27 protein-coding genes are annotated in these 24049 nt (G+C 71.2%); 11 read left to right on the plus strand and 16 right to left on the minus strand.

The annotated features are described in order from the left end of the window. Positions 1-83: 83 nt before the first annotated feature. Complete coding sequence (locus Q9R26_RS00325) at positions 84-335, minus strand: hypothetical protein (protein ID WP_311226222.1); 252 nt, start codon at positions 333-335, stop codon at positions 84-86. 178 nt (positions 336-513) lie between these two features. On the opposite strand from Q9R26_RS00325, the gene Q9R26_RS00330 reads away from it, so the two are divergent. Continuing rightward, on the plus strand, positions 514-1761 hold the full coding sequence (locus tag Q9R26_RS00330) for an endo-1,4-beta-xylanase (protein WP_311226223.1): 1248 nt from the start codon (positions 514-516) through the stop codon (positions 1759-1761). A gap of 88 nt (positions 1762-1849) precedes the next feature. On the opposite strand, the gene Q9R26_RS00335 is transcribed toward Q9R26_RS00330, so the two are convergent. Continuing rightward, positions 1850-2512 carry a response regulator gene (locus Q9R26_RS00335; protein WP_311226224.1) on the minus strand — a complete coding sequence of 221 codons (663 nt, stop codon included), beginning with the start codon at positions 2510-2512 and terminating at the stop codon, positions 1850-1852. Then, the gene (locus tag Q9R26_RS00340; RefSeq protein WP_311226225.1) at positions 2509-4218 is read right to left on the minus strand and encodes a sensor histidine kinase; all 1710 of its coding nucleotides are present in this window, start codon (positions 4216-4218) and stop codon (positions 2509-2511) included. The genes Q9R26_RS00335 and Q9R26_RS00340 overlap by 4 nt, the downstream gene beginning before the upstream one ends. Before the next feature lie 153 nt (positions 4219-4371). On the opposite strand from Q9R26_RS00340, the gene Q9R26_RS00345 reads away from it, so the two are divergent. Continuing rightward, positions 4372-5865 (plus strand): CitMHS family transporter, encoded by a 1494-nt coding sequence (locus Q9R26_RS00345; protein ID WP_311226226.1) that lies wholly within the window; start codon positions 4372-4374, stop codon positions 5863-5865. Positions 5866-5904: 39 nt separating this feature from the next. Here Q9R26_RS00345 and Q9R26_RS00350 read toward each other — a convergent pair whose 3' ends face one another. The 4 genes from Q9R26_RS00350 to Q9R26_RS00365 form a co-directional block, all read right to left on the minus strand. Beyond that, positions 5905-6978 (minus strand): low specificity L-threonine aldolase, encoded by a 1074-nt coding sequence (locus Q9R26_RS00350; RefSeq protein ID WP_311226227.1) that lies wholly within the window; start codon positions 6976-6978, stop codon positions 5905-5907. A gap of 4 nt (positions 6979-6982) precedes the next feature. Then, complete coding sequence (locus tag Q9R26_RS00355) at positions 6983-7666, minus strand: SDR family NAD(P)-dependent oxidoreductase (RefSeq protein ID WP_311226228.1); 684 nt, start codon at positions 7664-7666, stop codon at positions 6983-6985. Further along, positions 7663-9129 carry a DUF6421 family protein gene (locus Q9R26_RS00360; protein ID WP_311226229.1) on the minus strand — a complete coding sequence of 489 codons (1467 nt, stop codon included), beginning with the start codon at positions 9127-9129 and terminating at the stop codon, positions 7663-7665. Before Q9R26_RS00360 ends, Q9R26_RS00355 begins: the two co-directional genes overlap by 4 nt. Before the next feature lie 567 nt (positions 9130-9696). Continuing rightward, the gene (locus Q9R26_RS00365; RefSeq protein WP_311226230.1) at positions 9697-10236 is read right to left on the minus strand and encodes a hypothetical protein; all 540 of its coding nucleotides are present in this window, start codon (positions 10234-10236) and stop codon (positions 9697-9699) included. A 198-nt stretch (positions 10237-10434) separates the two neighbouring features. Here Q9R26_RS00365 and Q9R26_RS00370 point away from each other — a divergent pair, with 198 nt between their 5' ends. Both Q9R26_RS00370 and Q9R26_RS00375 read left to right on the plus strand, forming a co-directional pair. After that, the gene (locus Q9R26_RS00370) at positions 10435-10944 is read left to right on the plus strand and encodes a hypothetical protein (RefSeq protein WP_311226231.1); all 510 of its coding nucleotides are present in this window, start codon (positions 10435-10437) and stop codon (positions 10942-10944) included. A gap of 56 nt (positions 10945-11000) precedes the next feature. Next, positions 11001-11579, plus strand: coding sequence for a TetR family transcriptional regulator (locus tag Q9R26_RS00375; RefSeq protein WP_311226232.1), 579 nt, complete (start codon positions 11001-11003; stop codon positions 11577-11579). Positions 11580-11649: 70 nt separating this feature from the next. Here the strand turns inward: Q9R26_RS00375 and Q9R26_RS00380 are convergent, their stop codons facing one another. After that, positions 11650-12294, minus strand: a complete 645-nt coding sequence (locus tag Q9R26_RS00380) for a GntR family transcriptional regulator (RefSeq protein ID WP_311226233.1) — start codon at positions 12292-12294, stop codon at positions 11650-11652. Positions 12295-12391: 97 nt separating this feature from the next. On the opposite strand from Q9R26_RS00380, the gene Q9R26_RS00385 reads away from it, so the two are divergent. The 4 genes from Q9R26_RS00385 to Q9R26_RS00400 all read left to right on the plus strand — a co-directional run bounded on the left by Q9R26_RS00385 (position 12392) and on the right by Q9R26_RS00400 (position 15471). Further along, entirely contained in the window at positions 12392-13099 is a 708-nt protein-coding gene (locus tag Q9R26_RS00385) for a DUF969 domain-containing protein (RefSeq protein ID WP_182064966.1), read from the plus strand. Then, a complete protein-coding gene (locus Q9R26_RS00390) occupies positions 13096-14178 on the plus strand; it encodes a DUF979 domain-containing protein (protein ID WP_311226234.1) in 1083 nt (360 codons plus the stop codon). The genes Q9R26_RS00385 and Q9R26_RS00390 overlap by 4 nt, the downstream gene beginning before the upstream one ends. Continuing rightward, a complete protein-coding gene (locus Q9R26_RS00395) occupies positions 14165-15226 on the plus strand; it encodes a DUF2891 family protein (RefSeq protein ID WP_311226235.1) in 1062 nt (353 codons plus the stop codon). The genes Q9R26_RS00390 and Q9R26_RS00395 overlap by 14 nt, the downstream gene beginning before the upstream one ends. Positions 15227-15288: 62 nt before the next feature. After that, positions 15289-15471: a hypothetical protein gene (locus Q9R26_RS00400; RefSeq protein WP_182064968.1), complete on the plus strand. Its 183-nt coding sequence runs from the start codon at positions 15289-15291 to the stop codon at positions 15469-15471. A gap of 52 nt (positions 15472-15523) precedes the next feature. Here Q9R26_RS00400 and Q9R26_RS00405 read toward each other — a convergent pair whose 3' ends face one another. The 4 genes from Q9R26_RS00405 to Q9R26_RS00420 form a co-directional block, all read right to left on the minus strand. Next, positions 15524-15826 (minus strand): antibiotic biosynthesis monooxygenase family protein, encoded by a 303-nt coding sequence (locus Q9R26_RS00405; protein WP_311226236.1) that lies wholly within the window; start codon positions 15824-15826, stop codon positions 15524-15526. Positions 15827-15889: 63 nt separating this feature from the next. Continuing rightward, entirely contained in the window at positions 15890-16774 is an 885-nt protein-coding gene (locus tag Q9R26_RS00410; RefSeq protein WP_311226237.1) for a biotin-dependent carboxyltransferase family protein, read from the minus strand. Continuing rightward, complete coding sequence (locus Q9R26_RS00415; protein ID WP_182064971.1) at positions 16771-17403, minus strand: allophanate hydrolase subunit 1; 633 nt, start codon at positions 17401-17403, stop codon at positions 16771-16773. The genes Q9R26_RS00410 and Q9R26_RS00415 overlap by 4 nt, the downstream gene beginning before the upstream one ends. Continuing rightward, entirely contained in the window at positions 17400-18179 is a 780-nt protein-coding gene (locus Q9R26_RS00420) for a 5-oxoprolinase subunit PxpA (RefSeq protein WP_311226238.1), read from the minus strand. The genes Q9R26_RS00415 and Q9R26_RS00420 overlap by 4 nt, the downstream gene beginning before the upstream one ends. A 169-nt stretch (positions 18180-18348) precedes the next feature. On the opposite strand from Q9R26_RS00420, the gene Q9R26_RS00425 reads away from it, so the two are divergent. Both Q9R26_RS00425 and Q9R26_RS00430 read left to right on the plus strand, forming a co-directional pair. Then, positions 18349-18519 carry a hypothetical protein gene (locus Q9R26_RS00425; protein ID WP_164941189.1) on the plus strand — a complete coding sequence of 57 codons (171 nt, stop codon included), beginning with the start codon at positions 18349-18351 and terminating at the stop codon, positions 18517-18519. A gap of 198 nt (positions 18520-18717) precedes the next feature. Continuing rightward, positions 18718-20097 (plus strand): MFS transporter, encoded by a 1380-nt coding sequence (locus Q9R26_RS00430; protein WP_311226239.1) that lies wholly within the window; start codon positions 18718-18720, stop codon positions 20095-20097. A gap of 97 nt (positions 20098-20194) precedes the next feature. On the opposite strand, the gene Q9R26_RS00435 is transcribed toward Q9R26_RS00430, so the two are convergent. The 4 genes from Q9R26_RS00435 to Q9R26_RS00450 form a co-directional block, all read right to left on the minus strand. After that, positions 20195-20539: a hypothetical protein gene (locus Q9R26_RS00435; RefSeq protein ID WP_182064974.1), complete on the minus strand. Its 345-nt coding sequence runs from the start codon at positions 20537-20539 to the stop codon at positions 20195-20197. Between the two features lie 146 nt (positions 20540-20685). Then, positions 20686-21507: an alpha/beta hydrolase gene (locus tag Q9R26_RS00440; protein ID WP_311226240.1), complete on the minus strand. Its 822-nt coding sequence runs from the start codon at positions 21505-21507 to the stop codon at positions 20686-20688. 101 nt (positions 21508-21608) lie between these two features. Then, positions 21609-22274, minus strand: a complete 666-nt coding sequence (locus Q9R26_RS00445; protein WP_311226241.1) for a hypothetical protein — start codon at positions 22272-22274, stop codon at positions 21609-21611. Continuing rightward, positions 22271-22954, minus strand: coding sequence for a hypothetical protein (locus Q9R26_RS00450; RefSeq protein ID WP_311226242.1), 684 nt, complete (start codon positions 22952-22954; stop codon positions 22271-22273). Before Q9R26_RS00450 ends, Q9R26_RS00445 begins: the two co-directional genes overlap by 4 nt. 56 nt (positions 22955-23010) lie before the next feature. Between Q9R26_RS00450 and Q9R26_RS00455 the strand changes: the two genes are divergently transcribed. Beyond that, positions 23011-24042, plus strand: coding sequence for a putative sulfate exporter family transporter (locus Q9R26_RS00455; protein WP_311226243.1), 1032 nt, complete (start codon positions 23011-23013; stop codon positions 24040-24042). The last annotated feature ends 7 nt before the right edge of the window (positions 24043-24049 follow it).

The following is a 24049-nucleotide window of genomic DNA, read 5'->3' on the forward strand; positions in this document are numbered from 1 at the left end:
GCACATCAGTAGTCGGTCCTGACGGCCCTGGTCCTGCCAGGGGAGCATCCGGCAATCGATGAGCGGGAGGTCGACGGGCCGACCTACGGCGTCGCGGACGGCAGTTCGAGGCAGGGCGCCATGACGGCTTGCTGGACTGGCAGCAGGGCCGCCTTGAAGGCGTGGCCGACGAAGGCAGGGTGTTCGAGCGCATCGGCGCTGACCTCCCGGCCGCGCACGAAGGGTGGACACGGGTTGAGCAGCACCCCTGTCGGCGCGAGGTCGAGCAGGGCCGCGGTGATCCGGAATGGTTCGAGCGCTCGGGCGTGCTCGCCAGGACCGTCGGTGAGGATCACGTCCGCTGACCGGACGGCGGTCTCGAGGTCCAGACGAGCACCGGCGTCCACCGTGAGGTGCGTCGAGCGCGATGCTTCTGCGAGTTCACACCATCAATCTACGGCGTGACGCCGCCAGCTCCCGCTGCTATGTTTGCGCGCACAACAAATCCCGGACGACGACGTCGGAGGACGCGCGATGACGCACGCACCAGAGCACCGCTTCGGCGAGACGACCCTGACGATCGTCGATGCCGAAGGCAATCCCATCCCCGATGCCGACATCACCGTCGAGCAGACCCGCCATGCCTTCGCCTTCGGCAACATCGGCTTCGACTTCATCGGACTGGCCAACGGCGAAGCGACCGGCGAAGCCAACGCCGAAGCGCAGGACGAAGCAGGCACCGAGCACCTCGCCGACCTCTACACCGACGTCTTCAACACCGCGACACTCCCGTTCTACTGGGGCCGCTTCGAGCCCGAGCGCGGAGCCCCGGACACCGCCAGACTCCTGACGACGGCGCAGTGGTTCCGTGAACGGGGCATCGCCCTCAAGGGTCACCCGCTCGTCTGGCACACCGTGCAGCCCGATTGGCTGCTCGGGCTCCCGCTGGACGAGGTCGAGCAGCTGCAGCGGGAGCGCATCCGCCGCGAGGTCTCCGCCTTCGCCGGCACGATCGACACCTGGGACGCCATCAACGAGGTCGTCATCATGCCGGTGTTCGACAACGGCGACAACGCGATCACCCCGCTCGCCCGCGCCAAGGGCCGCATCCCGATGATCCGGATGGCCTTCGAGGAAGCCCGCGCTGCAAATCCGCACGCCACCCTGCTGCTGAACGACTTCGACCTGTCGAGTGCGTACGAGTGCCTGATCGAGGGTGTGCTCGAGGCTGGCGTGCAGATCGACGCCATCGGGCTGCAGACCCACATGCACCAGGGCTACTGGGGCGAGGACACGATGCTCGCGATGGTCGACCGGTTCGCTCGATACGGCCTGCCGCTGCACCTGACCGAGACGTCGCTCGTGTCCGGTGACCTCATGCCCGCGCACATCGTCGACCTCAACGACCACCAGGTGGCCTCGTGGCCGTCGACGCCCGAAGGCGAGGCGCGCCAGGCCGACGACATCGAACGGCACTACCGGAGCCTGGTGGGGCACCCTTCCGTCGAGGCGATCACCTACTGGGGCATCACCGACGCCGGCGCCTGGCTCGGCGCCCCGATCGGACTCGTCCGCGCCGACGGCACCCCGAAGCCGTCCTACGACGCACTCCGCCGCCTGGTCAAGGAGGAGTGGTGGCTCGGCCCGACGGCGCTGCGTACCGACGACCGTGGTCGGGTGCAGGTCCGCGGTTTCCGTGGCGACTACCGCGTCGACGTGCGAGGCACGTCAGCCCCGTTCGCCGTCACCGACGTCCCCACGCAGGTGCGGATCGTCACGTGACCACCTGACGGACGGGAGGCCCGACGCGACCCCGCCCCGCGCCTCCCCTCCGTCACCTGGTCGCGCGGGCTGGACCACCACGCTCCCGTCACCGCCGCAGGTACCGGTGCTCCGGCCGTCCCGCAGCCCCGTACCGCAACTGCATCGCAACGGTTCCGTCCGCCGTGAGCTGCGCCAGGTACCGCTGAGCCGTGGCCCGCGACACCCCGATCGCCGCAGCCACCTCGGCGGCGGATCGTTCCTCGCCGGCGCCGAGCTGCTCGAGCACCAGCGCCGCCGTGGCCGCCCGGGACGGCGACGCCCCACCGCTGTCGCCGGCGTGCAGGATCCGGAACGCCCGCTCGACGGCCTCCTGGTCGAGCGTCGACCGCTCGTCGAGCACGTTCCGCGACCTCGCGTACGCCTGCAGTCGTTCGGCCAGCACCCCGGCGGCGAACGGTTTGATCAGGTAGGCGAGTGCCCCGCTCCGCATCGCCCGGCGCACGGTGCCGGAGTCCGAGGCGGCGCTCAGCACGAAGGCGTCGGTGCCGGTGTCGATCGAGCGCAGCAGCTCGAGGCCGCTGCCGTCGGGCAGGTACACGTCGACGAGCACCAGGTCCACGGTCCCACTCGCCAGCGCGGAGCGGGCGGCCGCGAGGGTCCCGACTGGTTCGAGCGCACGGAACCCCGGTACCTCGTCGACCTGCCGCCGGTGCAGGTCGGCGACGTGGAAGTCGTCGTCGACCACCAGCACGGTGTGGACGGAACTCACGACACCACTCCTTCCAGTCGGGCGCAGAAGACCGCGCCGTGGTCGTCACCGCCGGGGGAGGCGAGCCACACATCACCACCGTGCCGCCGGGCGATCTCCCGCGACAACGGCAGCCCGATCCCGAGCCCGTGCACGCGTTCGACGTCGGGCGGCGATGCGAGCAGGTCCGTGTCCCGGGTGAACAGGGAGTCCGCGGCGTCGGCCGGCACGCCTGGCCCCGAGTCCATCACGGACAGGTGGAGGGTGGACCCGTCGTCGAGCACCTCGACCTCCACCCACGGGGAGCGGCCGCCGCGCGTGCGCTCGTCCCCGTCGAGGGCCGCCGACACCGCGTTGTCGACCAGGTTGCCGAGCACGGTCGTCACGTCACCCGGCTCGGTGATCGTCCCCTGCACGAGCGTCTCCGCCCCGATCCGCAGCAGCACGCCCCGCTCGGCGGCCTCGACGCCCTTCGCCCCGAGGAACGCCTGCAGGTACGGCTCGGTCAACCGGTCGGCGTGCTGCACCGGGTAGCGCAGCGGCCCGCGCTCCTGCACGTCCGCCAGGTACGCGCGCGCCCGGACGGTCTCGCCGATGTCGAGCAGTCCAGAGATCGCGTGCAGTCGGTTCGCGAACTCGTGGCGCTGTGCACGGAGCGCCGTGCTCATCGCGCCGACGGCGTCGAGCCGCCGGGTCAGGGCCTCGACGTCGGTGCGGTCGCGCAGGACGGCGACCCGGCCCAGGTCGCGTCCGTCGCGGAACACCGTGCGGACGTCGACGAGCAGCACCCGGTGCCCGGCGACGATCGTGGCGCTCGCCGGAGCCGCGGTGGTCACGTCGAGCATCGACCCGAGCGGCGAGGGCAGGTCGAGCGATGCCACCGGACGGCCGACCGGGTCCACCAGCCCGAGCAGTCGCACGGCCTCGGGGTTGCAGACGGTGACGACCCCCGACGGCCCGAGCGCGATGACGCCCTCACCGACCCCGCCGAGCACGGCCTGCTGGTTCTGCACGAGCGTCACGAGCTCCTCCGGCTGCAGCCCGAGCGTCAGCCGCACCAGTCGCCGCCGGATCAGTACCGAGGCGATCACCGCGAGCAGGACGGCCGCCAGCCCGGCACCGATCACCGGCATGCTGTCCTCGACCAGGGTGTCGTAGACGCGTGCCCGGTTGAACCCGACGCTCACCTCGCCGACGACGGCGGACTGCCGGGAGGCCCGGCTCGTCTCCGCCCCGCTGGCCGCGGGCGCGGAGACGGGCACCTTCGCCCGCGCCGACTCACCGAGCGTGCCGCGCGCCCAGGACACGGTCTCCCGGCCCGCGAGTGCGGCGTCGGGGGAGGTGCTCACCATCTCGCCGACCCGATCGACGTCGGGGTGGGCCAGTCGGATGCCCCGGTCGTCGGTGACCACGACGAAGAGTGCTCCGGTCCGGCGCTGGGCCGCGACGGCCGCCCGCTGGACAGGTCCGTCGGCGAGGACCGCGGGGTCGAGGTCGGTGCCGTCGACGCTCAAGCGGGCGACCGCGGCCCGGACGTCGGACTGCGCGGCGACGCTCTGCGCGATCGCGAGTGCGGTCCCCTCGGCAGCACGCTCGAGCCGGGTGACCTCGATCCGGACGAACACGGCGCTGGTCAGGGCGACGACGGCGACGACCACGGCGAGCTGCAGCACGAGCACCTCGGTGGCGAAGCGGAGCCTGGGGCGCCGTGAACGGTCGTCGGTCACGACCCCAGCGTACGGAGGGCGAGCCGACGTGCCTGCGCACAATGCGCAGAAAGCGGTCAACGCGCGATGGTGCGCCAATGTGCAGAAGCGCGCCGCGCCTCCAGGCCGGGTCGTAGCGTGCCCGGACTGCCAGACACGGACGAAGGAGTCCTGATGCTCGTCATCCTCGGGTACGCGATGGTCCTGACCTTCATGGTCCTGATCATGACCAAGCGCATGTCGCCCATGCTCGCGCTGATCATCGTGCCGACCGTGTTCGGACTGTTCGCGGGGGCGGGCCTGGGACTCGGCGACATGGTGACCGAGGCGATCGGCACACTGGCGCCGACGGCCGCGCTCCTGATGTTCGCGATCATGTACTTCGGGCTGATGATCGACGTCGGCCTGTTCGACCCGCTCGTGCGGTTCATCCTGCGGGTGACCGGCAACGACCCGGCGAAGATCGTGCTCGGGACGGCCCTGTTGGCGGGGGCGGTCTCGCTCGACGGGGACGGCTCGACGACCTTCATCGTGGTCACTGCGGCGATGCTGCCCATCTACCTGAAGCTCGGTATGAGCCCGGTCGTGATGACGTGCGTGGCCGGGCTGACGAACGGCACGCTCAACATCGTGCCGTGGGGCGGTCCCACCGCCCGTGCCGCCGCAGCGCTGAAGATCGACCCGACGGACATCTTCGTGCCGCTCGTGCCGTCGCTCGTCGTGGGGCTGCTGCTGTGCTTCACGTTCGCGTGGACGATGGGGCTGCGGGAGCGCAAGCGGCTCGGCCTGATCGAGTTCACCGAGGCCTCGCGGGGTGCACGGGTACCGGAGCGCGCGAACGCCGGGGCGGGCTCACGGGTGCTCGCGGCGGTCGGCGGGACCGGCGGCGGCATGTTCACGAGCCCCACGGTCGCGCTCGGACTGCGCGGCGGGAAGGCCGACGGTCGGCGTGCGGACGGCGAAGGCGTGGACGGCGTCGGGTCGGGGGACGACAGCACGGGGACCGGCACCATGGCCGAGACGATGCTCGACCCGAACCGTCCGACCCTGCGGCCGGGGCGGATCTGGTTCAACCTGGCGCTGACCGTCGCGGTGATGGTGGCGCTCGTGCTCGGCCTGTTGCCGCTGCACTTCGTGTTCATGATCGGCACGGCGATCGCCCTGCTCGTGAACTTCCCGCAGCTCAAGCAGCAGACCGGGCAGATCGTCGCGCACGCCCCGAGCATCGTCGGCGTCGTCTCGATGGTGTTCGCCGCCGGGGTGCTGATCGGGGTGCTCGACGGCACCGGGATGGTCGCGGCCATGGCCGACTGGCTCGTCGCGGTGATCCCGGACTCGATGGGCCCGTACCTGGCGGGCATCACCGGTGTGCTGAGCATGCCGCTGACGTTCTTCATGAGCAACGACGCGTTCTACTTCGGCATCCTGCCGGTGCTGTCCGAGAGCGCCGCGGCGTACGGGATCACCCCGGCCGAGATGGCGCGGGCCTCGGTCGTCGGGCAGCCGGTGCACATGCAGAGCCCGCTCGTCCCCGCGATCCTGCTGCTGGTGTCGCTGGCCAACGTGAACCTCGGCGACCACCACCGGAAGGTGCTGTGGCGGGCCGCCGTGGTCGCGATGGCGATGCTCGTGGTGGCGATCGTCGTGCGGGTCATCCCGTTCGGATGAGTCGACCGCCGGTGCCGGCCCGGCGCGTGCCGGGCCGGCTCAGGCGGCGTCGAGCTCCCGCGTCAGGGCCGCGACGAAGTCGTCGATGTCCTGCTCCGAGGTGTCGTACGCGCACATCCACCGCACCTCGTTGCGGCTGGCGTCCCAGTCGTAGAACCGGAAGTGCTTCCGCAGTCGGTCGGCCACCCCGGCGGGCAGGGTCGCGAAGACGCCGTTCGCCTGGGTCTGCTGGCTGAAGCCGACGCCCCGGATGCTGCCGTCGGCGATGCCGGCCTCCAGCGCACCGCGGAGTCGGGCGGCCATGGCGTTGGCGTGCCCGGCGGAGCGCAGGTACAGGTCGTCGCTGAGCAGGGCGATGAGCTGGGCGGAGACGAACCGCATCTTCGAAGAGAGCTGCATGTTCATCTTGCGCAGGTAGTGCAACCCCTCGGACGCCGAGGGGTTCAGCACGACGATCGCCTCGCCGTAGAGCATGCCGTTCTTCGTGCCGCCGAAGCTCAGCACGTCGACACCGGCGTCGGTGGTGAAGTCGCGCAGGGGCACCCCGAGGGACGCCGCGGCGTTCGAGATGCGGGCGCCGTCCATGTGCAGCTTCATACCGAGCGAGTGGACGTGGTCGGCGATCGTCCGGACCTCGTCCACCGTGTACGCGGTGCCGAGCTCGGTGGTCTGCGTGATCGACACGACGAGCGGCTGGGCGCGGTGCTCGTCGCCCCAGCCCCAGGCCTCGCGGTCGATGAGCTCGGGGGTGAGCTTGCCGTCGGGCGCCTCGACCGGCAGGAGCTTGATGCCGGCGACGCGCTCGGGCGCACCGGCTTCGTCGGTGTGGATGTGCGCGGTCGCGGTGCACACGACCGCTCCCCACCGCGGCAGCATCGACTGCAGCCCGACGACGTTCGCGCCCGTGCCATTGAACACCGGGAACGCCTCGGCCTGCGACCCGAAGTGCTCCCGGATCACCTCGTTGAGACGTGCCGTGTAGACGTCCTCGCCGTAGGCGATCTGGTGGCCGTCGTTGGCCGCGGCGATGGCGGACAGGATCTCGGGGTGGACGCCGGCGTAGTTGTCCGAGGCGAAGCCCCGCAGGTCCAGGTCGTGCAGTGTGAGGGTCACGCGTTCATCCTAGGTTCGAGGGATCGGGCGCCGTGAGCGGGATGCGGGCACCGTTGACGTCGGCCGGTGCGGTGTCCCAGAGCCGGACGACCTCGGCGCCGAGCCGCTCCTCGAGGCCGGACAGCGCGCCGACGACGAACACGGCGGCCGCGGCGGTCTCCGGCGCCTCGTTCCGGAACCCCTGCGCGACGGCCCGGACCCAGGCGTCCGATGCGGCCTTCGCGGCTGCGTAGTTCGCGGCGCCGGCGGTGGGGGAGTCGACCGCGGTGGACGACACGAACGCGAGCCGTCCGGCAGGGGACGCCACCAGGTCGTCGTGGAAGACCCGGGTCGTGTTCCGCAGGGTCCGGAAGGCGCGGTCGAAGAAGTCCCAGTCCGCGTCGGACTGGCCGACGATGCTGCCACCGCCGCGCCACCCGCCGACCAGGTGGACCAGTCCGTCGACGCGGCCGGCGTCCGCGTGGACGTCGTCGGCCAACGCGGTGACCGCACCGAGGTTCGACAGGTCGCACGTGCGGGTCGTGACGCCCGGGACGGACGCGCGCAGGGTCTCCAGGGCGTCGGGTCTGGTGCCGACCGCGACGACGGACGCACCGGCGGCGGTGAGTGCGCGCGCGACTGCCGCGCCGCTGGCACTGGTCGCACCGGCGATCAGCACCAGGCGACCGGCCACCGAGCCGTCGGTCACGCGGCGGCCTCGCCGACGAGCTCGGCGTCCGTGGTGCCGGTGATGCCGGCCGTGGACGCGATGACGGTCGCCATCTTCTTGTCGAGCGCCTCGTAGAACATCGACAGCGGGAACTCGTCGTCGAGCACCGCGTCGGTGTAGCCGCGCGGCGGTCCGGCGAGTGTCTCGTCGGGCAGGCCACGCGCCCACTTCGACGCCGGGTGCGGCGTGAGCGTGCGGGTCAGCATCTCGTACGCGGCGAGCCAGTGCGCCGACTTCGGCCGGTCGATCGAGCGCCGGTAGAGCTCGTTGATCTCGTCGCTCAGGGCGATGACCACGTCCGGCACCTCGGGCCAGTCGATCGTCAGCTGCGTGTCCGTCCAGTGCAGGACGCCGTGCTGGTGCATCCAGGCGAACAGCAGCTGGCCGCCGAGTCCGTCGTAGTTGCGGACGCGGCTGCCGGTGATCGCGAAGCGGAAGATGCGGTCGAAGACGACCGCGTACTGCACCAGGCGCGCGTGGTCGCGGATGGCGCGCTGCGCGCCCTGGAGGCCCGTGTCGGGTCCGGAGGACAGCTCGCGTTCCAGACGCACGGACTCCCGGAACGCCGTCAGGTCGCAACGGAGCTCCTCGAGGGAGTAGAGGAAGAACGGCATCCGCTGCTTGATCATGAACGGGTCGAAGGGCAGGTCCCCGCGCATGTGCGAGCGGTCGTGGATGATGTCCCACATCACGAAGACCCGCTCGGTCAGCTGCTGGTCGTCGAGCATCGCAGCGGCCTCGGCCGGCAGCTCGAGCTTGGTGACGTCGGCGGCGGCACGGACGACCCGGCGGTAGCGGGCGGCCTCGCGGTCCTGGAAGATCGCGCCCCACGTGAAGGCCGGGATCGAGCGCATCGCGACGGTCTCGGGGAACAGCACCGCCGAGTTCGTGTCGTACCCCGGGGTGAAGTCGACGAACCGCAGCGCGACGAACAACGCGTTGCCGTGGTCGCCGGCCTCGAGCTCGGCGATGAACTCCGGCCAGATGACCTCGACCAGGACCGCCTCGACGAACCGCGAGGTGCTGCCGTTCTGCGTGACCATCGGGAACACGACGAGGTGGCCGAGCCCGTCGACGCGGTGCTCCTGCGGCTGGAACGCGGTGAGGGAGTCGAGGAAGTCGGGGACCCCGAAGCCCTGCTCCTGCCAGCGGGCGAAGTCGAGCTGCAACACCTGCAGGAACGCGGCGTCGTGCGGGAAGTGCGGCGCCAGCTCGGCGACGGCCGGCACGATCACCGCGACGTGGTCGGCGGCAGCGGCGTGGTCGGACGGCTCGGGGACGGAGCCGTCCCGCGTCTGCAGGGCCTGCAGGGCGACGACCGCGCGCTTGAGCCGGAGCCAGGCGGGGTGGGCGGCGATCTCGCGCACCGACAGGTGGTCCTCGACGACCTCGGGCTCTCCGACGATGGCGTCGTGCGAGACCTTCTGGGCGAACTGGGACATGTCGAACCTCCCGTCATCGGGGTCGGCCGCGGATCTGCGGACGAGTGGTGCGCGTTACCGGATCGTCTCGAGCCTAGGGAAGTTCGGGGGACGCAAAGTTGCCCATCTGCGGTGGAATCGTGCGTCGTCGTGGTGCCGGCGCGGGGATCTGACTGCTGCGCGCACGGTTCGTGCGGCCATGGCGCGGTCCGGTGTCGCGACCTCTTTGCGTCCACTGTCCGACGTACGCCGGAGGCGTCGGACGGACACGCACCCACGGGCCTCCGGACGCATGGGCGGTCGGAACTGTCGTCGTGCGGTCGGACTACGCGAGTACCTGGTTGAGGACGAGCGCGGCACCGATCGCTGCGACGCAGACCAGGAACGCAACCGGTGCTGCCCTGCTCTTCGGGTGCACCATGCCAGCAATGCCCGAGGCACTCAGGCCGGCTGCTCCGGTTGCGACCGAGAGCGGCCATCGATTGACGACGAGCACGACAGAAGCGACGCCGAGCAAGACCGCGCACGCTGCGAGCACCCTGCTGAGCCCGCGGCGGAGACGAGCCGGCGTTGCTCGCTCCGGAACGGTCAACGGTAGATCGCCATACACGTTCGGCCACGTACTTCGCCGTTGTTCCGGAAATCGACGCACATGCTCCCCGGACGCAACGTGTGCTTCTTGACGCTGGGGATGTTGAAGACGGCTTGTCCGCAGCCTGAACGCACCGACGTCGTCTCCTGCGCGTACTGCCGGCCGTTGACGTCCTTGAAGCGGTAGACGCCGCTCCAGTTGCAGAACATCCCCGGAGCGACCGCAGCGAGGCCGTAGCACTCGACCGCGGTCGTCGACCCAGTGACCCGCAGCCCCGAACCTCGAACGGACATGTTGAGGAAGCACCCCGCTGGTACGACGATCGTCACGCCTCGGTAGCTCCAGCGGAAGGACGCAACTGGTGACGTCGCGAACCCTCCGTTGACCGTGTTGCCCCCGCCGGCCTGATTCGAGTCGTATGCGTGCGAAAGGTCAGCCAGTTTCCGTGCCTGTTCGTGCACGTCCACGTCGGCGACTGGCTCCGCGACGTTCGGTGCCGCCGTTGCTGGCGAGGCAAGAGCCGCCACGAAGAGCAAACACGCTCCGAGCGCTACCGAAGATCGTCCGGTGAAATTGCGGGACAACGTCATCTCCCCATGTCGGTCCCGGCCCGTGCCGAGGATCTCACCCTACTGATCTTCCAGCACGTAGAACAAGCAATTTGTATTTCGGCGGAAGCAGCGCTGGGTCAGTAGAGTCGAGATGTGGAACATCAGCGGCGGACGATTGGGCGCGTGGGGCAGAGCGGGGTCCGGGCGATCCCGTTCGCCAGCATGGCGCTCGGGGCCTCGATGCTGAGCGCTCCGAACGAGGCGTCATGGAATCCGGGGGCGTTCCTGCTCGTCGGAGGCGCCGTCTGCGCCCTGTCGCTCTTGCCCGGTCGGCGTCGGCGCAGAGGCGACTCAAGGGCTGGGATCTCCACGTCGGACTGGGTGGTGCTGTCGATCGGTCTCGGGGCAGGGCTGCTCGTCGGACTCCTCTTCTTCGACGGCTCGACTGCCTTCGCCGCGCTCTTCCCGGTCCCGTTCGTGGCGATCCACGCCGCCGTGAACAGCTCGTACGGAAGTCTGCGAGCCCGGTCGATCGTGCTCGCGGTGACGGCGGCGTTGGTCGTCGCGATCCTCGTCACCGGTGACGATCTGCAGCGCGGCTTCGCCGACCTCGTCCAGGGGGCCGTGGTCGCCGGCGTCCTGTTGACGCTCGCGTTGGTCCTCGGGAGCGCTGTGCGGAGACAGCGAGCCTGAAGCTGCTGCGGTGCACTCCAGCTCCGCGGGGCCGCGTGATCGGTACGGTGGTCGCCATGGCCCGATTCACGCCCCCGGCCGCTGACGCGATGCGCGCCCGGCTCCTGCTCGCCGCGCGGGACGAGTTCGCCGCGGTCGGACTGGCCGCCGGCAGGGTCGAACGGATCGGTGCCGCGGCATCGAGCAACAAGGCGCAGGTCTTCCACTACTTCGGCAGCAAGGAGGGCCTGTTCGACGCCCTCGTCGCGGAGACCATGACCGAGACGTTTGCCGACGCCCCGCTCGACACCGCCGACCTCGCCGCCTGGGCCGGCCGGGTGCACGACTCGTACGTCCGTCGCCCCTGGGCACAGCGGCTCGCGACCTGGCACCGACTCGAGCGCGCCGACGTCCCGCTCGAGTCCGTCGCGACGAGCTACGCCGACGCGGTGGCCGAGGTCGAGCACGCCCAGCGCGCCGGGGTCCTGCCGCGGGCGTTCCGGCCGGCCGTGCTGCTCGGACTCGTCCTGCACACCGCGGAGCTCTGGAGCGCGATCGCTCCCGAGTACGAGCCGCTGGTGCAGGCGGTGACCCCGCCGCGGCGTCGCCAGGTCGTGGTCGACGCGGTCACGGCGCTGCTCGGCGGGAGAGCCTGAGCGGTACCAGCGCGAGCACGCTGGGACCGAGCGCGTCCGACGGAGCCGCGCCGGGCCTCCTGGCCGTCCCTCAGTCGGCTGCGCCGGCCGCCACCCGCAGCGTCCGCTCCGCATCGTCGAGGTAGTCGGCGAGCAGCGCCGAGGCGGCGTCCTGGTCGCCACCGCGCAACGCGGACACGATCGCGCCGTTGCGTTCGACGAAGTCGGCGTGGAACGAGGCCGGGTCTGCGGTGGTCAGGAAGGCGAGCCGCATCTCGGCGAGCAAACCGTCCATCAGGGCGTGGATCCGCTCGCTCGGCACCGCGCGCACGAGTTCGGAGTGGAACCGGATGTCGGCGGTGCCGACCGCGCCCCAGTCGCCCGCGGACGCTGCTGCCCGGGCGTCGGCGACCGCTGCGGCGGCCTCGGCGAGTGCCGGTGCGTCGGGGGTGCAGGCGCGGACGGCTGCCTCCTCGAGCACTCGCCGAGCCGCGTAGAGATCGGTGACGTCGGCGGCGGAGAGCCGGCGGACGAAGACCCCGCGGTTGAACACGTGCTCGACCAGACGGTCGCGGGCGAGCAGCCGGAAGGCCTCGCGCAGGGTGTTCCGTGACACCCCGAGCTGGTCGCTCAACCGCTCCTCGGACAGCTGCGCCCCGGGGGAGAACCCACCCGACGCGATCATGGTGCGCAACCGCGTGGCCGTGGAGTCAGCGCCGCCGACGGTTCGGGTCATGGCACCGATCCTGGCACGGGTGGCGTTTGTGAAGGGCGTGTTACAGAGCAGAACCGGCTCTTGCGATTGTTGAACAATGCGGTCCAGACTGTCCCGCATGTTCGTCCTCATCGGCGTCGCCGTCGTCATCGTCGGCTTCGCGCTGCGCATCAACGCGCTCCTCGTCGTCACGGTCGCGGGCATCGTGACCGCGGCCATCGGCGGGATCGGTCCCGTCGGCATCCTCGACGCGTTCGGCAACGGGTTCGCCTCGAGCCGGTCCGTCACGACCTTCGCGCTCGTCCTGCCCGTCATCGGTCTGATCGAGCGCTACGGCCTGCAGGACCAGGCGAAGCGTCTGATCGCGAAGCTCGACAAGCTCACGACCGGTCGTCTGCTCGCCGGGTACCTGGTGATCCGGCAGGTCACCGCCGCGGTCGGCCTGACGAGCATCGGTGGCCCGGCGCAGACCGTGCGCCCGCTGGTCTACCCGATGGCCGAGGGTGCGGCGACCAAGAAGTACGGGCGGATCGACGACCGCATGCGCGAGAAGATCAAGGGCTACTCCGCGTCGTCGGACACCGTCGGCGTGTTCTTCGGCGAGGACGTCTTCGTCGCGGTCGGCTCGATCCTGCTCATCACGACGTTCGTCGACTCGACCTACGGGCTGTCGCTCGAACCGATCGACCTGGCCCTGTGGGCGATCCCGACGGGCATCGCGGCGCTCATCGTGCACGGCGGACGCCTGCTGCTGTTCGACCGCCGACTCGACAAGATGGCGGCGGACGCCCGTGCCGACGCCCCGACCCTGGGGGCAGCATCGTGATCACCAGCGAATGGCTCTACTGGCTCATCGGCGCGTTCTTCATCGCCGTCGCCGTCCTGATCGTCACCGACACCGCGCACGCGAAGCGCCTGGGCAACGCGGCGTTCTGGGGCATCCTCGGGCTGTCCTTCTTCTACGGCACCTTCGTCGCCGCCGGCACCGTGCCGGCCTGGACGCTCGGGATCGCCGTCCTCGTGATGGTCGCGCTCGCCGGACTCGGCTTCACCGGCACGACGAGCCGCACCCGGGTCGCGAGCATCCCCGGCGCCGGCACGGGTGCCGAGACCGGCCCCGCCGAACCCACCGGCGTCACGCAGGAGATCACGAACGCCGGCAGCGGCAGCACGAGTGTGCTCGCCACCACCAGCCCGGACGAGCGTGCCGCGTTCGCGACGAAGTACGGCAACCGGCTCTTCATCCCGGCCCTCGTGGTGCCGGTGGTCGCCGTGCTGGTCGCGACGCTCGGCCCCCTCGTCTCGTTCGGCGGCGAACCGCTCCTCGCCGAGGGCAGCGCGACCCTGACCGGCCTGGGCATCGGTTCCGTGCTCGCCGTGGTCGTGGCCGTGTTCGTCCTGCGCCCGCCGAAGATCGCCACCCCGATCCGCGAGGGCGGTCGCCTGCTGCAGGCGATCGGCTGGGCAGCGCTGCTGCCGCAGATGCTCTCGACGCTCGGCATCGTCTTCACCCAGGCGGGGGTCGGTGACGCCGTCGGCACGATCATCAAGTCGGTCCTGCCGGACGGCTCGCTGCTCGCCGCCGTGGTCATCTACTGCCTGGGCATGGCGCTGTTCACGATCATCATGGGCAACGCGTTCGCCGCGTTCCCGATCATGACGGCCGCGATCGGCTGGCCGGTGCTGGTGCAGGGCTTCGACGGCAACCCCGCCGCGATCTTCGCGATCGGCATGCTGGCCGGCTTCTGCGGGACGCTCGTCACCCCGATGGCCGCGAACTTCAACCTGGTACCGGCCGCCCTGCTCGAGATGCGGGACAAGTACGGCCCGATCAAGGCGCAGATCCCCACCGCCGCCATCCTGCTCGTCGTCAACATGGGAGTCATGTACCTTGTCGCATTCTGATGCCGCCCCGATCGACCTGACCAGGGCCGCCTGGGCCGACCGTTTCGCGGCTGTCGCCGCGGACAACACGACCCGCGAGTACCCGTACGCCGCGCACCACGCGACGTCCGGACCGGACGACCGGGCGCTGCCCGTCGAACTCCACCCCGCCTTCGCCACGTCGTACGACTGGCACTCGTCGGTGCACATGCACTGGCTCGCGGCGCGCCTGGTCGCGCACGGCCTGCCCACCGACCTGGAGGCCCGGCTCACCTCGATCCTGCAGGCGCACCTCACGACGGATCACCTCGCGACCGAGGCGGCCTACCTGCGCGAGACGCCGCACTACGAGCGCCCCTACGGCTGGGCCTGGCTCGCGCGGCTCGCCGCCGAGGTGTCGGCATCCGAGGTGCCCGCCGTCCGGGCACTGGCGCCGGGGTTCACGCCCGTCGTCGACGTCCTCGAAGACCTGGTCGTCCGGTGGATCGACGGCGCTGCGCACCCGGTCCGGCACGGTGTGCACTCGAACTCCGCGTTCGGGTTGCTGCTCGTGCTCGAGGCCGCTCGGTCCCTCGACCGGCCGGCCCTGGCGGCAGCGGTCGAGGGGGCTGCGCAGGACTGGTTCGGCGCGGACGCCGTGTGGCCGTTCGCCTGGGAGCGGAGCGGTCACGACTTCCTGTCCGCCGGCCTCGCCGAAGCCGACCTGATGCGGACGGCGCTGCCCGCCCCGGAGTTCGCCACGTGGGCGCGCGGCTTCTTCGCCGCGGTGCAGCCGGGCGACGCGATCCTGCGGTCGACGGTGGTCCGCGACGAGAACGACCCGCAGCAGGTGCACCTGTTCGGACTCGACCTGTCGCGGGCGGGGTCGGCCCGACGCATCGCGGACGCACTCCGCGCCGACGGTCCGGACGACTCCGGCACCGGGATCGCCGACCTGCTCGACGACGCGGCCGACCGGCTGCTGGCCTCGGGGCTCGCGGCGAGCGTGGGCGAGGAGTACTACTCCACCCACTGGCTGGCGAGCTTCGCCTGGGACGCCATGGAGGCCCGGGAGCACGCTGCCCGCTGATCGTCGTCGGGAGCGCTGATCGTCTGCGGACACGTCGAGGATCCGGAGGTACCTTCGGGGCCATGAGCGATCCGAAGGACGACGAGACCCTCGACGACTTCCGCGAGGCGCAGGAGACCGACTACGAACCGGAGCCGACCGTGCTCGACCCCGACGACCTGCCGGTGGTCGACGACGCGGACGACGAAGTGCTCCCCGACGACGACCGACCGGTGCCGCTCGACACCGACGACGACACCATCTGAGCGATCGCGTCCGGCGCCGACGCGGTGCTGCGGCCCCGGCGCGGATGCCGTCTCAGTCGAGCGGGACGGTCCGGCCGAAGGTGCGGGTGATCGGCGCGGCCGCCAGGAGCGGGCCGATGGCCGCTGCACCCTCCGGGGTCGCCCGCCACGCCACGTAGGTGTCGTGGTCCGCGGCGGTCGTCCACGACTCGACGACGACCATCGTGTTCGGGTCGGCGTCGTCGACCAGGACCTCGAGCGACTCCAGGCCGTGGAACGATGCGGTCTGTTCGAGCGTCTCGCGGATCGCCGTCTGGACGGCAGCGGCGGGGGCGTCGCTCTGGAACTGGACCTCGAGCAGGACGGTCATCGACATGGGGAACCTTTCGTCAGCGGTGTCCGAGCCAACTCCTGACCCCCTCCGCGTGTTCCGGATCGGTCATCCGAGGATGCGGAACCGGAGCGGATCGCCCGGACGGAGCTGCGCCGCGAGGTCGACCGACGACGGCGTCAGGACGGCGATGACCGGGTACCCGCCGGTCACCGGGTGGTCGGCGAGGAACAGCACGGGGAAGCCCTCGGGTGGCACCTGCAGTGAACCGGTCTCGACGCCCTCGCTCGGCAGCTCGCGTGCCACGGCGCGGACGAGCGGCGTCTCGGCCGTGGTGCGGACCCCCACGCGGTCGCTGTCCGCACTGACGGAGAAGTCCTGACCGGTCAGGGTCGCACGCCACTCCGGGGTGAACCAGTCGTCGCGCGGTCCGGGCACCACGTCGAGCACGACCGGCTCGTCGGACCACCGGGCTTCGGGCTGCGGCACCGCGTCGACGATCGGCCACGACACCCGGGCGTCGCCGACGGGCAGGACGTCACCGGCCGACAGCGGCGGCGGACCGAGGCGCGCGAGGGAGTCCCACGAGCGGCTGCCGAGCACCGGGGCGACCGCAAAGCCCCCGAGGACCGCGACGTAGGTGCGCAGGCCCACGGTCGCGGAGCCGATCCGGAGCGTGTCGCCCGGGGCCAGCAGCAGCACCTCGTGCGAGGCGGCACCGCGGACCGATCCGTCCGCCCGCTCGACCTCGACGGGGCAGGCCGCGCCGGTGGTGGCCGCGACCACGTACGCGTCGGCGCGGAGCGTGACGGAGCCGAGCAGGGCCTCCAGGACGGCCGCGTCGGGACGGTTGCCGACCAGCCGGTTGGCGAGTGCTGCGGAGCCGCGGTCGGCGGCCCCGGCCGCCCCGAGGCCCATGTCGCTGAAGCCGGGGCGCCCGAGGTCCTGCGTGGTCGCGCCGTAGCCGACCTGCAGGACGGTCAGCGCGGTCATGCCGCACTCGCCACGACGAAGCGGACGAGGGTTCCGGCGGGCGCGAGTGCCGGGGGCGTGCGGTCGAGCGACCACATCGGCACGTCGGTGCGGCCGATGAGCTGCCAGCCGCCGGGCGATGTCCGCGGGTAGACGGCGCTGAACTCGCCGGCCAACGCCACGGCCCCGCTCGGGACGGCCGTCCGGGCGGTGCTGCGGCGAGGCAGGTCGAGCGGTCGATCACTGCCGGTGAGGTAGCTGAAGCCGGGTGCGAAGCCACAGAACGCGCTCGTCCAGAGCTGCCCGGTGTGCCACGCCACGAGCTCGTCCCGCCGCATGCCGGTCAGCTCGGTGACGGTGTCGAGGTCCTCGCCGTCGTAGGTGACGGGGATGACGAGCGGCTCGGTCTCGTGCGTGTCGAGCGTGGCGCTGACCGGGGCGACCTGGATGAGCTCCGAGCGGAGGCGCCCGGCGTCCGTCGTGGTCGGGTCGAACCGGAGCAGCAGTGTCCGGGCGCCGGAGACGACCTCGGTCAGCCCCGGCAGGGTGGTCTGTGCGAGCCCGGCGCGGAAGGCGACGACGTCGGCGAGGGTCTCGAACGTCGCGAGCAGTGCAGTGCCGCCGGCGGAGCGGACCTCGGGACCCGTCACGGCGCGAGCGGCGGGGACGGTGCGAACGGCGCGATCGTCACGCCGTGCTCGGTCAGCAGCGTCCGGATGGCTCGGGCCATCGCGACCGCGTCGGGGGAGTCGCCGTGCACGCAGACCGAGTCGGCACGCACGGCGACCTCGGACCCGTCGACGGCGGTCGCGACCCCGTCGGTGACCATGCGGAGCACCCGGGCAGCGACCTCGTCCGGGTCGTGCAGCACCGAGCCCGGCTGCTTCCGTGACACCAGTGAGCCGTCGGGTTCGTAGGCGCGGTCGGCGAAGGACTCGCTCACCGCCCGGAGCCCGTGCCGCTCGGCCGCCAGCAGCAGCTCCGACCCGGGCAGCGCGAGCACGGCGAGGGACCGGTCGACGTCGGTCACGGCACGGACGACGGCCTCGGCCTGCACCGGGTCGGCGCAGGCCGTGTTGTACAGGGCGCCGTGCGGCTTGACGTAGGTGACGGCCGTGCCGGCGACGTTCGCGGTGGCGGCCATCGCGCCGAGCTGGTGGACGACGTCGGCGTACAGCTCGTCGGGTGTGACGTGCACGGGCCGGCGGCCGAACCCGATCAGGTCGCGGTAGGCCACGTGTGCACCGATCGCCACACCACGCTCGGCGGCGGCGCGGGCGGTGGCGAGCATGATCGTCGGGTCGCCGGCGTGGAACCCGCAGGCGACGTTGGCGCTCGAGACGACATCGAGCATCGCGGCGTCGTCGCCCATGGTCCAGGCGCCGAAGCCCTCGCCCAGGTCGCTGTTCAGGTCGATCGTCGTCACGGGTGCTCCCTGTCCTCGCGGGTTGTTGAACAATCTACCGATCGCCCCGGTCCCTGTCATCCGCTTCCTCCGGTCGGACGGCGGTTTCCGAGGTGCGCCACGTACTGTCCGAGTCCTCAGTACCACCGGCGGCAGTGCTGCCGGATCGATCTCTGCACTGGAGCAGCTCATGACCGACAGTGACAACACGCACGACGCCCCGAAGAACGACTCCGAGGGCACCGAGAAGCCGGGCGGCCTCGGCGACGACAACACCATCCCGAACAACCCGGACGGCCTGGCTGCGGGACACACGGGTGACGACTCCCACTTCAACCCGGAAGAGGACGGCGAGCACTAGGCGCCCCGGCCGGCGGGCTGACGCGCCACGACGCCCCCGTCGTCACACGGCAGCGGGGGCGTCGTGCTGCGCCCGCGCGATCCACGCAACATCACGTCAGAAACCTTACGGAAAACGGTTTTCGGTGTTACTGTCCCGATCACCTAGTAGGACTAGGGATTGAGAGGGCGGTAGCCCCCGATGACTCGAGGAGGAGTCATGCCGACACCGACGTCGAACAACCAACCCGGCCCCAAGGAACCCCTGGGCGGCCTGGGTGCCACAGCGGTCCCGCCCGCCACCGCCACCTCGGGGTCGACCACGTCCGAGGCCGCGGCGTCCCGCGCCTTCTCGGTCGAGGGCATCACCCAGTCGGTCTCCACGCTCCGCGTCGGCAAGGGGTACCTCTGGGCGCTCAGCCTCGGCCAGTTCGGCCTCTTCTTCGCCCTGCTCACGCCGGTGTTCGTCAGCATGTCGATCAAGGCGACCGAGCTCAACCCGTCGAGCCCCGAGACCGTCGTCGGCTCCGTCCTGCCGTTCGGTGCCCTCGGTGCGCTGTTCGCCAACCCGCTGTTCGGTGCGATCTCGGACCGCACCCGCACGCGGTGGGGCCGTCGCCGCCCCTGGATGGTCGGCGGAGTCCTCGTCTTCGTCGTCGCCCTCGCCTGGCTCGCCTTCGCCTCGGACGTCCTGCAGCTCACCTTCGCGTGGGTGCTCGCCCAGGTCTCGGCGAACGCGGTCCTCGCGACGTTGACCGCGAGCTTCGCCGACAACGTGCCGGAGTTCCAGCGCGGCAAGGCGTCGAGCGCGATCGCCCTCGCGCAGAACATCGCGATCCTCGCGGGCCTGTACCTCGCCGTCTACCTGGTCGGCAACCTGCCGCTGCTCTTCATCGCACCCGGTGTCCTGGCGATCGTCGCGATCGTCGTCTACTCGATCGTGGCCCGTGACGAGCTGCCGACGACACCGTTCAAGCCGTTCAGCTGGATCAACCTCATCAGCTCGTTCTGGACGAACCCGATCAAGCACCGCGACTTCGGGCTCGCGTGGTGGGGGCGCTTCCTCATCACCTTCGGCACGTTCATGTTCACCACGTACCGCCTGCTGTACATGGAGGACCAGATCGGCCTCCCGCAGTCCGAGGCAGTCGGCGTCGTCGCGTTCGGTGTGCTGCTGTACACGATCGCTCTGCTCGTGAGTGCCGCCCTGTCCGGATGGGTCTCCGACCGGATCCAGCGTCGCAAGGCCTTCGTCTGGGGGTCGACGGCCATGACCGCCGTCGGCCTGGTCATCCTGGCCCACGTCGACACCGTCGGCGGGTTCTACTTCGCCGAGATCGTCCTCGGGTTCGCCTTCGGCATCTACGCCGCCATCGACACCGCCCTGATCGTCGACGTCCTGCCCGACCCGGAGCGCCCCGGCAAGGACCTCGGAGTCATCAACATCGCGAACGCCCTGCCGCAGTCGCTCGCCCCCGCCGTCGGCCTGTTCCTGCTCGGCATCGGTGGTGGCGGCAACTACACCCTCATGCTCTGGGGTGCCGGCGTCGCCGTCATCCTCGGCGCCCTCGTGATCCTGCCCATCAAGTCGGTCCGCTGACCGACGCAACCGCCTGGAGGCGCGACCCGCGTCCGTGACGCACGCCGCGCCTCCAGGCGGTCCCCTGCACCACGCGTACCCACCCGGTGGGTGGGGGTCACAGCTGCGGTGTGCGCCTGCCGAACACCGCGTCGAGGAACCGCGAGAACCGCGACTCCGGCTCGTGGGGCGTCTCGATCGAGCGGGTCGGTGAGCGGAATGCCAGGTCGTGCAGCATGTTCCGCTTCGATCCGTCCCAGTTGGCGAACAGGTAGGTCCCGCCGATGAACGACATGCTCCGGACCGGCGTGCGCTTCCACGAGTCGGCAGCCACGTAGTAGCCCGCGTGGCCGGCGCGGATGTGCTGGATCACGGTGTCCACGTCGATCACACCGGTCGGTGTCACGACGGCGGTGATGCCCGTGCGGTCACGGGCGACGTACTCGATGAGGTGTTCGGTCACGATGGAACTCTTCGTCACGGTGGTGAGGCGCCACGGCTGGGAGCGTGGCGAAGGGGATTCGGAACCGCCGTTGCTTCCGATTCCAGAGTACGTCCGCGGTGTGCCTGCCGTTCCCGGATGTCCGCCCTTCGCAGGCGGATGAGCGCTCAGCGGATGGGCGTCCGGTCAGCCCACTCCGCGACGCGTTCGATCGTGTCGTCGAAGTCCCGCGTGCCGGGTCGGTTGAGGAACGCGTGACGGCTGCCCGGCAGGACGTGTCGTTCGACCTCGACGTCCGCGGCCTCGAGCTCGTTCGCGAAGCGCTCGCCCGAGGCGCGCATCACGTCCCGCTCGGCGTCGATCAGCAGGGTGCGGGGGAACCCGCCGAGGTCGTCGGACGCCGGGTGGACCGCAGCGGGGCGGCCGCCCGCATAGGCCCGGTTGTTCAGGTCGAGCAGCAGCGGTGCGTGCGTGAGCCGCCGGTGCCCTCGGATGAGTCGCCGCACCGCCGGGTCACGGGGGAGCCGGGCGTGGAAGAACCCGTAGGTCAGCGCGAGGCCGACCAGCGGCGGGGCGGTCGCGACCGCGGTTGCCGCCAGGCACGCACCCGCGCTCGCTCCGCCGAGCAGCAGGCCGGCGGGCGCCTCGTCCTGCAGGTGCCGGAGCGCTGCGACGATCTCGTCCCGCGCGTGCGGTGCCCGGCGTCGCCCTCGCGGTCCTCCCCGGCCGAGCCAGGGCAGTCCGGGCAGCGGTCCGAGGCGGTAGTCGACGGTCACGACCGGCAGGCCGCGCTCGGCGAGTGCCCGAGCGACGGCGTGGGACTCCGGCAGGTCGAGGTCGCCCCGGAAGAACCCGCCACCGTGCACCCAGACCAGGGTCGGGGATCCCTTGCCGGCGCTCCGGTCCCGAGGTCGGTACCGCCGGATGGGGACCGGTCCGTGTGGTCCGTCGATCCGGTCGTCCGCGACCTCGATCGTGTCCTGGTGCATCCCCCGCATGGGAGCAGTGTCGCAGCACGCCGCACCATCGCAACCTTCACCTGGAACGACGAGACCGGCCGGGTCGAGATGACGGGCGATACCCCACCCGCTCAGTGAGGGTCAGTTGGCGCGGAGGCCACACCGAGTTGCCGCTGCAGTGTGCGGAGGACCCGCACGAGGGAGGCGAGCTTGTCCGGTCCGGCCTCGAACCCGCGTCCGAGGGCAGACCGCGGCTGCACGACCACGTCGTCACCGTCGGTCGTGCTGATCCAGACGCCGAAGTCGGCGCGCTGACCGCGGGATTCCCTCGTCGCGACGGAGAACCGCCGGATGCGCGCCCACGGCAGGTCGAACACCGGCGCGTCCCGTGACGGTGCCCACGCGTGCAGGCCGAACTCGTCGACGGTCCAGACCTCGGGGCGGGGCTTCGGGAAGTCGTCGGAGGTGCGCAGGCCGGACGTCAGCACGGGCAGGTGGAATCGGGGTGCCCGCCCCGCTCGGATGTGCGCGAGCGTCCGGCGGTCGCCTCGCCCGGCGGACAGTGTCGACACGGCCAGCAGCACCCCGAACCCGGCGACCAGCATCGGCCACAGCACGAACGACCCCTGTGTCCGCGCGTTGTCGATGCCGCGCAGGAAGTCCGGGAACGCGAACTCGGCGACCAGTGCGGCGACCCCCACCGCCGTGGTGACGACGGCTGCGAGCAGCACCGGCCCCCGCTTCGGCATCTCCCCGTCGCGCAGCCGTTGCACCCACGGCTCGTCCGCCGGGCTCATCGCTCGGTCCGTGTCTGACCAGGACGCCCGGCGTCCTGCTGGGACCCGAGTTGCCGGTGCAGTGACCGGAGCACCTGCAACTCGATGTGGATCTTCGTCGCGCTGGCTCCGAAGGGCCGTCCGATCGCTGGCCGCGGCTGCACGGCGAACCGTCCGACGGCCTCGGTGATGATCCAGATGCCGGTGTCCGCCCGCTGCCCACGGACCTCAGCCGAGGCGAGTTCGAACGAACCGACAGCACGCCATGCCAGGTCGAACACCGGAGTCTCCCGCTCCGGCGACCACGCGTGCAGCCCGGCGGCGTCCACCGTCCACATCTCGGGTCTCGGCTCGGGGAAGTCGTCGAGGGTGTACTCGCCCGTGCGCAGGACCGGCAGGTGGAAACGCGGCGTCGTGCCGTGCCGACGGATGTGCGCGAGGATCCGTCGGTCGCTCCGGCCGCGCATCCGCGACAGGACGACTGCGACGGGGCCGAGTACGAGCAGGATCACCGAGAACAGCGGAACGGCGAACGGACGGCGTGCATCCGAGTGCAGGAAGGCGTCGAGGTGCGTGATCGAGAACACGACCCCGGTGCCACCGGCCACGGTCACGATCGCCAAGCCGAGCAAGAACGGCCACCGCTTCGGCATCTCCCCGTCGCGCAGCCGTTGCACCCACCGTTCCCCCGAGTACTCCACCGTCCCATCCTGCCCGTCACGGCACGGATCGTCCGCGGGCGCGACATGCTGTCTTCATGCAGTCCGTCCGTGCCGCCGCACCCGGTGTCGCCCTCGCCGTGGCGATCGGCATCGTCGCCACCCTCGTCGGCCGGGTCGTCCCGGTGGTCGGCGGCCCCGTCCCCGCCGTCCTGATCGGTGCCGTCGTGGGGTGGCTCGTCCGACGTCGCACCGGTGGCACACTCGCCGCGCTGGCTCCCGGCGTGAAGTTCTCGTCGAGCCGGGTCCTGCAGTTCGCCGTGGTCCTGCTCGGCGCGCAGCTGTCCATCGGCGAGGTCCTGCGCATCGGCGGTGAGACCCTGCCGGTGATGCTCGCGACGCTCGTCGTCTGCCTGGTGGCCGCTTGGGGGATCGGTCGACTGCTCCGGGTCTCGGGCGCACTCCGCACCCTGATCGGTGTCGGGACCGGCATCTGCGGTGCCTCGGCGATCGCCGCCGTGACACCCGTCATCGGTGCGGTCAGTGCGGACGTCGCCTACGCGATGTCGACGATCTTCCTCTGCAACATCGCGGCCGTCTTCGCCTTCCCGCTGCTCGGGCACGCCCTGGGCCTCAGCCAGCACGCCTTCGGCGTCTTCGCGGGCACCGCCGTGAACGACACGTCGTCCGTCGTCGCCACCGCGACGGTCTACGGCCGCCAGGCGACCGACACCGCGGTCGTCGTGAAGCTGGTGCGCACCCTGATGATCATCCCGATCGTCATCGGGCTCGCCGGACTGGAGGCCCGCCGCGCCTCACGCGAGCACCTCGACCCCGCCTCGGGGACGGGTCGGGGAATCCGTGTGTTCCGGCTGGTGCCGTGGTTCCTGATCGGGTTCCTCGTGGTGGTGCTGCTCCGGACGGTCGGGGTCCTGCCCGCGTCCGTGGCGCCGGGGTTCGCGACGGCCGCCTCGTTCCTCATCACGGTGGCGCTCGCCGCGATCGGATGCTCCACGGACTTCGCCGCGCTCCGACGAGCCGGGTTCCGACCGATGCTGCTCGGGATCGCGCTCTGGGTCCTGGTGGCGGGGACGAGCCTCGGCATGCAGGCGGCCTTCGGTCTGCTCTAGGGGTTGC

It is taken from the genome of Curtobacterium sp. BRB10 (assembly GCF_031844325.1).
Classification (GTDB): domain Bacteria; phylum Actinomycetota; class Actinomycetes; order Actinomycetales; family Microbacteriaceae; genus Curtobacterium; species Curtobacterium poinsettiae_A.